This is a genomic window from Ruminococcus sp. J1101004sp1_RTP21198st1_B9_RTP21198_201120, assembly GCF_040924245.1.
GTDB classification, from domain to species: Bacteria; Bacillota; Clostridia; order Lachnospirales; family Lachnospiraceae; genus Blautia_A; species Blautia_A faecis.
Window position 1 is genome coordinate 1 of record NZ_JBCOMI010000059.1, and the last position, 8,634, is coordinate 8,634.

Genomic DNA, 8,634 nt, shown 5'->3' on the forward strand with positions numbered 1-8,634 from the left:
ATGCGGTGAAAGTCGCATGTCCGGTGTGAAGTGGGGGAAAAGGTGGAGATAATATCAAAACCTTACCTATCACTATAAGCAGAGAAATTGCTGTACACAGCATTGATTGCGTTTATCTGGTACGAGGGGAAAGAGGAAGAAAAAAATCTCAACACCCTTCTGGATCTGCTGAATGAAAGTGAAACCCGTGAAGAGGATGAAACTTACCAGAATCCGGTGGATATGTTGTTTGAAGAGCTGGAGGCAAAAGAACCTCAGCATTTTGCGGTCAGACAATATAAAAAATACAAAATGGCGGCTGGAAAGACAGCGAAAAGTATTTTGATATCCTGTGGAGCCAGACTTGCCCCATTTGATATCGCAGAACTTCGTGAGATCATGTCTTACGATGAAATGGAACTGGATAAGATTGGGGACAGGAAAACAGCCTTGTTCTTGATTATGTCCGATACAGATACAACCTTTAACTTTGTGATTGCGATGCTGCAGTCACAGCTTTTCAATTTGCTTTGTGATAAGGCAGACGATGTATATGGTGGAAGACTTCCGGTGCATGTGCGTGTCATCGCTGATGAGTTTGCCAACATCGGGCAGATTCCTCAGTTTGACAAGCTGATTGCAACTATCCGAAGCAGGGAAATCTCTGCTTCTATTATTTTGCAGTCACAGAGTCAGCTAAAGGCAATGTATAAGGATAGTGCAGATACCATTCTGGGTAACTGTGATACTACACTATTTCTTGGTGGAAAAGAGAAAACTACCTTAAAGGAAATGAGTGAACTTCTGGGTAAGGAAACCATTGATCTGTATAACACTTCGGAAACGAGGAGCAATCAGAAGTCCTTTGGATTGAATTACCAGAAAACAGGCAAACAGCTGATGACAGAAGATGAGATTGCAGTCATGGATGGAGGAAAATGTATCCTGCAGATTCGTGGTGCCAGACCATTTTTCTCAGACAAATATGATATCACGAAACACAAAAATTATCGGTTTCTTGCAGATGAAAATGAGAAAAACCGATACAAAGTAGAAAAAGAGTTAAATCCGCAGTACACACCGAAACCCGAAGAAGAAGTGGAGGTAATTCAGGTGGAGTTGTCGGAGTAACAATGGGAATGAACGAAAAATAATGAGGAAAGGAATAACTGACATTAGGTGCGCCGGCTTTTTAGTCGGTGTTTTTTCATTCCCGTAAACACCTGAAAGAAGTCAGTTTTGGTGAATGTATATGGCATTTTTTAGCAGTGCAATTACAACTTTAAAAACTCTTGTAGTCGCAATCGGCGCAGGTCTTGGCGTGTGGGGTGTCGTAAACCTTCTGGAAGGATATGGAAATGACAATCCCGGTGCTAAGAGCCAGGGCATCAAACACTTAATGTCTTCTATGTGAAAAGATTTTAAAGAGAAAATGCACATCCTACGCAGATAACATGACAATTTCATGCAAAGCGAAAGGAGACACCATGAAAATCGAATACACAAAAGTGGGAGACTATTATTTACCGAATCTTTACTACCCGGAGGAAACCAGACCGATTGGCTTATGGGGAATGCTTCGGAAGGAATATCTGAAAGAACATAAATCTGGAACTTATACATATCTTCTTCTGACCGCCAGGCTGGACAGTTATTTGGCAGATCTGAATGAACAGGCACAGGAACGCTTTGAATTGATCGAAACTCAGATGCGAAGTGCGGAGGGAGTTTCCGAGGAACTGAAGAGACAGAATCCTATGGAATGGCTATGCCACTGTAACAATATCCGCAACCGGGCTGCTGAGATCATCAAGCAGGAACTGATTTATGTATAAGGGGGATTCTAGATATGAGAAGAGAACTGATTGAAAGTTATTATGAAGAATACCAGCGGGAGCTGGAAAGATTTCTTGAATCTGACCCGGAGATGTTCACTCTGGAAGCAGAAATTCATCATTACATAGAAATACTGGAACCGGTCCTCAGAGATGGCGGACAGGAGATGTGGCAGACACTGGACAGGATTATTTCAGCGAAAAATGCAATGGAGGGAATTGTGGCAAAAGAAATGTATATCCGGGGATTTCTGGATTATGAAAGACTGGTGTGTGAAAAAGACAGTAAGATCTGAATAATCAGAACATAGACTATATATAACGAGGCTTTTATTGTATAGACAGTAAGAGCCTCATTTAATATAGTTTTCATAATAAAAAACAGGTGGTAGTACGTATTTGCTTTGTGTTATATAAGAATTGGTCTGGCTGAACAATGGTGAAAATTTACTATGATTTTACTTAAATCTGATTGAAGGATGAAAAAGTGATGATATCATATAGTGGGTTGATAGGGTTACAGAAAATGTATTCACAGAGGCAGAGAAGAAATAATGAAAGTAAAAAATGCAGATGAATTTTATAAAATATTAGAAAGAAAGGCTATATATCCGGTATTTCAGCCGATTGTAAATTTACAGACTGGAGATGTGGCAGGATATGAAGCTCTTAGTCGTATCGACAGGCATGATACGACTCTTATGATTTCAGATTTGTTTGTGATTGCTGAACAGGTAGGCTGTGTTTGGAAATTGGAAAAATTGTGCAGAAATAAAGCATTGAAGGCAGCGGCGAATAAACCAGAACATGCAAAATTATTTCTTAATGTAGATGGTAATATCATTCAGGATAAATCGTTCATACAGGGATTTACAAACCGTAAGGCTGCGAAAGCCGGAGTACCGTCCTGTGACATTGTATTTGAAATAACGGAACGGTCGGATATAGAAAACTATCAGATTCTGCAACAGATTATGAAGCATTATGCAGATCAGGGATATGAAATAGCTTTGGATGATGTTGGAGCTGGATATTCTGGTCTGAACCGTGTAGTAAATACATCGCCAAACTACTTAAAAGTTGATATAGAACTGGTCAGAGATATTCAAAAACATAAGAAAAAGGAAATTATGATGGAATTTCTGTTGCATTACTGTAATGAGACAGGAGCAATTCTGATTGCAGAAGGGATAGAAACAGAAGCAGAGTTGGAGTGTCTGTGTAGATTAGGTGTTCATTACGGACAAGGATATTTTCTTGGAAGACCGGACAGAACGTTCAAAAATGTAAGGAATGAGGCGATGTTGGTATTACGTAGACTGAATAATAAATCGTAATGAAAACTATATGTCAGCAGGTGAAAAATGAATAAGTCAATTATAACATTATAAAGATTTCCATTGATTTTTACACCTATTTTACACAAGCACTCACATAGATTTGATTTCTGTCTTCTATAATTGTATAGGAAAATGTAGATCTTATATAATAACAGGAGAGGAAAGAGAAATGAACGAGAATGTGAAAGTGGTTTTTGGTCTGATCGGTGGCCTTGCCTTGTTCCTTTATGGAATGAACAGCATGAGTGATGCACTTCAGAAAGCCGCAGGAGAACGAATGAAAAAAATCCTTGGATTTCTTACAAGAAATCCAATTATGGGAGCACTTGCCGGAGCACTTGTAACAGCTGTATTGCAGAGCAGTTCAGCGACGACAGTTATGGTTATCGGTTTTGTCAGTGCGGGACTTATGAGTCTTCCGCAGGCAATTTCTGTTATCTTTGGTGCCAACATAGGAACCACTATGACGGCACAGCTGATGGCATTTAAAATCAGCAATTATATTTATCCAATTATCTTTGTTGGATTTATTCTGAACTTTGTTAGCAAAAAAGAAAAGGTTAAAAATATCGGTATGGTAATTTTTTCATTCGGACTTTTATTTGAAGGAATTGAAATCATGGGTGAAGTCATGAAACCTTTGGCGGGAAGTCCGGTCTTTGTTGATCTGATGGGAAAAGTTTCATCCATTCCGGTTCTTGGTGTTGTACTGGGAGCGGTCATGACATTGGTTGTGCAGAGTAGTTCAGCTACGATTGCAGTTCTGCAGAATTTAGCATCACAGGCAGGACCGGACGGAGTAAGCAGTGTAATAGGGCTTACCGGTGCGATTCCGATTCTTCTTGGAGATAATATAGGTACAACGATCACAGCACTTCTTGCATCAATTGGACAATCTAAAAATGCAAAACGTACAGCAATTGCGCATAGTATTTTTAATATCAGTGGAAGCTGCGTTTTTATTTTCCTGGTTCCGTGGTTTGCAAAATTTGTCCAGTTTATTTCACCAAAGGGAAATGAGATTGATGTGATTTCAAGACAGATTGCAAATGCACATACAACGTTTAATATCGTCTGTACACTGGTCTGGCTGCCACTGATTCCGCTGATGGTAAAAATTGTTACAACAATCATCCGTGGAAATGACAAAACAGAGAAAGCAGCTTTTGAACCCAAATATCTGGATATGAAAGTGATTGAACAGCCGGCGGCTGCTATGGTTCTGGTATCTAAGGAACTGAACCGACTTGGAGAACTGGCAGAATCTCTGTTAAGTGATTTAAAAACGGCGATTGTAGCAGATGGAGACTCAAAAACTCATGGTTCGTTTATAGAAAATCTGGAGATTGTACATCAGTTACAGGACAGTGTGACAGAATATATTACCAGATTATTCGCAAGCGGAAACCTTACAGAACAACAGTCTGAGCAGACGGCAGGGTTACTGTATGTAAACAATAGTATTCAGAGGATTGCAGACAGATGTGAAGATATTGACCAGATATGTGAAAAAGTAAATAACAATGGAAAAAGACTGACCAGTGAAGCCTCCTCAGAAATGGAAGACTGCATTGATATTATCCAGCAGCTTTTAAAGAAAGCAATGGAGGCAATCCGTAAGGGTGATGCTGTAGTGGCTGAAACAGTTTTTAAAAATAAGAAAAAAATGCATAAAGCAGAGAAAAAATACAGTAAGGCACATTTAAACCGTGTAAAAAATGAGGTTTGTGATGCGTCTATGACAAGATATTTTTCTGGGATCATGTATAATTTTGACCGTATGGCAGATAATTGTGTCAGCATTGCAGAAGAAGCCTGTGATAATGTGGCTTTTATAAACCTTGATGAAGAGACGGGAAAATCAATGATGGAAAGAGGTGCAGTATAAAATGGTAAAGAAAAAAAACATCCGAAAATCTGCACTTCTGCTGATAATGATAATGCTGGCAACGGGAATAACAGCATGTGGAACCGAGGAAGAGCCATTGCCGGATCTGTCTGCTATGGGAGCTGTCACAGCTGTATCACGAGAAGAAGGGTCAGGAACCAGAGCAGAATTTGAGAATCTTTTGAAACTGCCTGAGAGTGATACAGGAATAGTTGTTGATTCTACAGAGAAAGTTCTGAAAAAGGTGGAAGAAGATAAAAACGCAGTTGGTTATGTCGCATATAGTTCCGCAACAGATACGAATGGAAAAATACTTCAAATCAACGGAGTTCTTCCTTCTGAGAAAACAATAGACAATAACAGTTATCCTCTTTGCAGGGATTATTATCTGGCTTATAATGGAGAACTGACAGATGTGGAACAGGATTTCCTGACTTATGTAAAGAGTAAAGGACAGGATATTGTGAAACAATATTGTATTCAGGCTGACAGTACAACAACATTCCTTTCTGACAAGTCAGAAGGAAAGATTCTGATTGAAGGATCCACTTCAATGGAACCAATGGTAAAAGCACTGGCAGATGACTATCAGAAACAAAATCCAAATGCTGAAATAGAAGTAAAAGCAACAGATTCTTCAAGAGGGATTACGGCGGTGATAAGTGGAGAGTGTGATTTCGCAATGTCATCCAGAGAATTAAAGGATTATGAAGCAGAGCTTCTGGAAACAAAAGTCATTGGAAAAGATGCTATAGCTATTGTGATAAATGAAGAAAATCCACTGGAAAATCTTACAATAAAACAACTTACAGGTCTGTACAATGGAACATATAAAAACTGGGATGATCTTTCCTGAGAAAAACGAATATAATATCTTACAAGCACTGACTATAACGGTCGGTGCTTCTTTTTTGGATTTTTTCAAAATTATCTGACATTCTTCAAATTCCCACGTGTGATTAGTGGAAAAATAATTTTTTCTGCAAAAGTACCGTCCAAATGCCCTCTGAAACTTGCTATTAGTGAGGGAATATTTCATTTATGCGAAAAAAACTTGCAAAAGGGGGTTGGTAAATACCGCTTCCCAGGCTTTATAGGTAGAGGAACAATTATTTTAAAAATTTTACCCCAAAGATGTCCGCTTTTGCCTGTCTCAGTACAGAGTATGTGAAGGGACTAACAAAAGTAAAAGAAAAAATGATAAAAATGCAAAAAAATATCACGAATCTTTTGCATCTTGCGAAGTCATTTGACTCTAGTAATCAGAGGACGTTTTGGAATGTTCCTTCGATGAACCTTGACAACCGATAAGTGCACCCTGGAAGCCTAACAGGAGTTATGCCATGACCTTTCTTTTTCTGAGAGCGAGCGAAATTATAATGACACTCCCGATGATGGGCGGCTGACCGAAGCCTTATGGTCAGTGACCTGCTGATGCAGGCAGAGGCAGTCTGAGACGGCTGCAGGTGACAGGGAAACGCACGCCAGACCGCCGGACGAATGAAACTGATGACAATGTTTACAGGGCAAAATGCCCGGAAAGGAGCAGTTTATGACAGAACTGAAAATGAAAGAAATGCAGTTGATTAACTGGTTTGGATGCCCGAATCTGATTTATACAAGGGAGAGAATCCATCTGGTTGCCATGCTTACAACAGATGAAGAAATGAAAAAGAATCTTTACAGGGTATGCAGATTCCTTGCAAGAGAAGAAATCGCATATCGGTATCCGATCATGTATGAAATGATCCGGAAAATATTTTCACCGGATGATACCAATCCACCGGAAGCATGTGCAATGTTTATGCCGGACGATGAAACAGATGATGAAGAATATGCAATGGCAGCGTAGCTGCGGAAAGGACAGTAACGATTATGAATAAAGTGGTTTTAATGGGAAGACTGACAAAGAATCCGGAGATCAAATATGCCGGAAAAGATAATGATATGGCAGTAGCAAGATATACACTGGCGGTAAACAGAAGATATAAACGTGACGGTGAACAGGAAGCGGATTTTATTTCCTGTGTCACATTCGGAAAGAGTGCAGAGTTTGCACAGAAATATCTTCACAAGGGAATGAGGATTGTGATTGGCGGTCGTATCAGCACTGGCAATTATAAGGACAAGGACGGGAAAACAATTTATACTACAGATGTGATCGTGGAAGAACATGAATTTGCCCAGAACAAGGATAATGGTGTTGGAGCTGATTCATCGGAAACACCGAAAACAGATAAGGACGGATTTATGGAAGCACCGGAAGGTGAGGTTCCATTCGACTAAACCGAAGTAAATGGTTGGAGAGGTTGCCCTTTGTCGGGGCATCCTCTTTTCCATTTTACAGAAGACATCAAAAATTACAGGTATTCAACCTAACGAAATCGTGATATAATCAAAATATGTTCAGATGAAAAATATGGAGGTTGCTTATGGGCGTAAGTTATAACAGATTATGGAAAATGCTCATAGATAAAAATATGAAGCGGATAGAGATGCAGTACCTCACCGGGATCAGTGGAAATATTCTTGCCAGGATGGGAAAAAACCAGTATGTATCAATGGAGACGATTGAGAAGATCTGCAAGAAGCTGGACTGCACCGTTGATGAGATGCTGGAATTTACAGATGATGAGTAACAAGAGCAGACATGTCAAATTATTAAAACTGGAAGAATGCTTCAGAAGTCGAAAAAAGAAATTGAAAAAAGATAACACGCCGGATACGGCATAAATCTCTTAGCAACGCTAAGAGCGCACTTCTATACAGGCAATTCCATCTGCCTGTATCGTGCGACCTGCGGTGCTGTTCCCGATTTCAAGAAATCTCAAACCGGGAAATACAGCGAAATCAGAGATTTCGTACAAGGGGAAGATCCCCTTGCGGCACAGATGCCTATCCCTGATAAAGTTTGTGACTGAATATTTCAGATATAGACATATAAGGGGAAAGAAAGTGTGAAATCAAAATTTGTGGAGAGATTTTATGATTAGAAAAGCAATACTAAAAGATGTTAATTCGATTGAAGATACTTACAATGAGCATTTCCAGTATGAACTGAATCATACAGCCTTTACTGTATTTAAGAAAGGGGTTTATCCAACGAAAGATGATGCAGAACGGGCTATTTATGCTGGTGCTTTGTTTGTATATGAAGAAAACGGAACAATTGTTGGAAGTATCATTATTGATAAAGTTCAACCAATAGAATATGCAACTATTCCTTGGAAAGAAAAATTATCTGAAGATGAGGTAATGGTAATTCACCTTTTAATGGTACGTCCGAGTATGTCTGGTAAAGGAATTGCATCATCACTAATAAAATTCGCTACAGAATTAGCACAAAAAAATAGTTGCAGGGCACTACGTTTGGATACAGGAAGTCAAAATATTCCTGCGCTATCTTTGTATCAAAAAAATGGATTTGAAATAATTGCTAGTGCTTCTAAAAAAGTTGGAGATGTAATTGCACACAAAAACCATCTTTTTCTCGAAAAGATATTGTAGTTCGTAAATTCCAGTTGTGCGCCCAGCTAAGGGTGTGTAGTCAAGCCGGTGGGATTCCGGTTTATCCAAGGTTTAGCCAACCAGA

The 8,634-nt window shown here is 39.3% G+C and carries 9 protein-coding genes and 2 pseudogenes; all 11 read left to right on the plus strand.

Features of this window, described 5'->3' with window-relative positions; genetic code table 11:
- Positions 1-72: 72 nt before the first annotated feature.
- Positions 73-1,110: pseudogene (locus AB5618_RS20895) on the plus strand (VirD4-like conjugal transfer protein, CD1115 family); the annotation flags it as partial.
- Positions 1,111-1,231: 121 nt separating this feature from the next.
- A pseudogene (locus AB5618_RS20900) lies at positions 1,232-1,384 on the plus strand (Maff2 family mobile element protein); the annotation flags it as partial.
- A gap of 49 nt (positions 1,385-1,433) precedes the next feature.
- Positions 1,434-1,814, plus strand: a complete 381-nt coding sequence (locus tag AB5618_RS20905) for a TnpV protein (RefSeq protein ID WP_003864602.1) — start codon at positions 1,434-1,436, stop codon at positions 1,812-1,814.
- Between the two features lie 14 nt (positions 1,815-1,828).
- The gene (locus AB5618_RS20910) at positions 1,829-2,110 is read left to right on the plus strand and encodes a hypothetical protein (RefSeq protein ID WP_003864601.1); all 282 of its coding nucleotides are present in this window, start codon (positions 1,829-1,831) and stop codon (positions 2,108-2,110) included.
- Between the two features lie 258 nt (positions 2,111-2,368).
- A complete protein-coding gene (locus AB5618_RS20915) occupies positions 2,369-3,151 on the plus strand; it encodes an EAL domain-containing protein (protein ID WP_003864600.1) in 783 nt (260 codons plus the stop codon).
- A gap of 172 nt (positions 3,152-3,323) precedes the next feature.
- The gene (locus tag AB5618_RS20920; RefSeq protein ID WP_368367035.1) at positions 3,324-5,042 is read left to right on the plus strand and encodes a Na/Pi cotransporter family protein; all 1,719 of its coding nucleotides are present in this window, start codon (positions 3,324-3,326) and stop codon (positions 5,040-5,042) included.
- 1 nt (position 5,043) lies between these two features.
- Entirely contained in the window at positions 5,044-5,898 is an 855-nt protein-coding gene (locus AB5618_RS20925; RefSeq protein WP_015543454.1) for a substrate-binding domain-containing protein, read from the plus strand.
- A gap of 696 nt (positions 5,899-6,594) precedes the next feature.
- A complete protein-coding gene (locus tag AB5618_RS20930) occupies positions 6,595-6,894 on the plus strand; it encodes a hypothetical protein (protein WP_015543455.1) in 300 nt (99 codons plus the stop codon).
- A 23-nt stretch (positions 6,895-6,917) separates the two neighbouring features.
- Positions 6,918-7,328 (plus strand): single-stranded DNA-binding protein, encoded by a 411-nt coding sequence (locus AB5618_RS20935; protein WP_003864594.1) that lies wholly within the window; start codon positions 6,918-6,920, stop codon positions 7,326-7,328.
- A gap of 146 nt (positions 7,329-7,474) precedes the next feature.
- A complete protein-coding gene (locus AB5618_RS20940; protein ID WP_003864593.1) occupies positions 7,475-7,681 on the plus strand; it encodes a helix-turn-helix transcriptional regulator in 207 nt (68 codons plus the stop codon).
- A gap of 346 nt (positions 7,682-8,027) precedes the next feature.
- Positions 8,028-8,549, plus strand: coding sequence for a GNAT family N-acetyltransferase (locus tag AB5618_RS20945; protein WP_003864592.1), 522 nt, complete (start codon positions 8,028-8,030; stop codon positions 8,547-8,549).
- Positions 8,550-8,634 lie beyond the last annotated feature (85 nt).

Excerpts from the sequence above, each read along its gene's own strand:
- AB5618_RS20905 (WP_003864602.1), top strand. The coding sequence starts at position 1,434 with ATGACAATTTCATGCAAAGCGAAAGGAGACACCATGAAAATCGAATAC.
- AB5618_RS20910 (WP_003864601.1), top strand. The coding sequence starts at position 1,829 with ATGAGAAGAGAACTGATTGAAAGTTATTATGAAGAATACCAGCGGGAG.
- AB5618_RS20915 (WP_003864600.1), top strand. The coding sequence starts at position 2,369 with ATGAAAGTAAAAAATGCAGATGAATTTTATAAAATATTAGAAAGAAAG.
- AB5618_RS20920 (WP_368367035.1), top strand. The coding sequence starts at position 3,324 with ATGAACGAGAATGTGAAAGTGGTTTTTGGTCTGATCGGTGGCCTTGCC.
- AB5618_RS20925 (WP_015543454.1), top strand. The coding sequence starts at position 5,044 with ATGGTAAAGAAAAAAAACATCCGAAAATCTGCACTTCTGCTGATAATG.
- AB5618_RS20930 (WP_015543455.1), top strand. The coding sequence starts at position 6,595 with ATGACAGAACTGAAAATGAAAGAAATGCAGTTGATTAACTGGTTTGGA.
- AB5618_RS20935 (WP_003864594.1), top strand. The coding sequence starts at position 6,918 with ATGAATAAAGTGGTTTTAATGGGAAGACTGACAAAGAATCCGGAGATC.
- AB5618_RS20940 (WP_003864593.1), top strand. The coding sequence starts at position 7,475 with ATGGGCGTAAGTTATAACAGATTATGGAAAATGCTCATAGATAAAAAT.
- AB5618_RS20945 (WP_003864592.1), top strand. The coding sequence starts at position 8,028 with ATGATTAGAAAAGCAATACTAAAAGATGTTAATTCGATTGAAGATACT.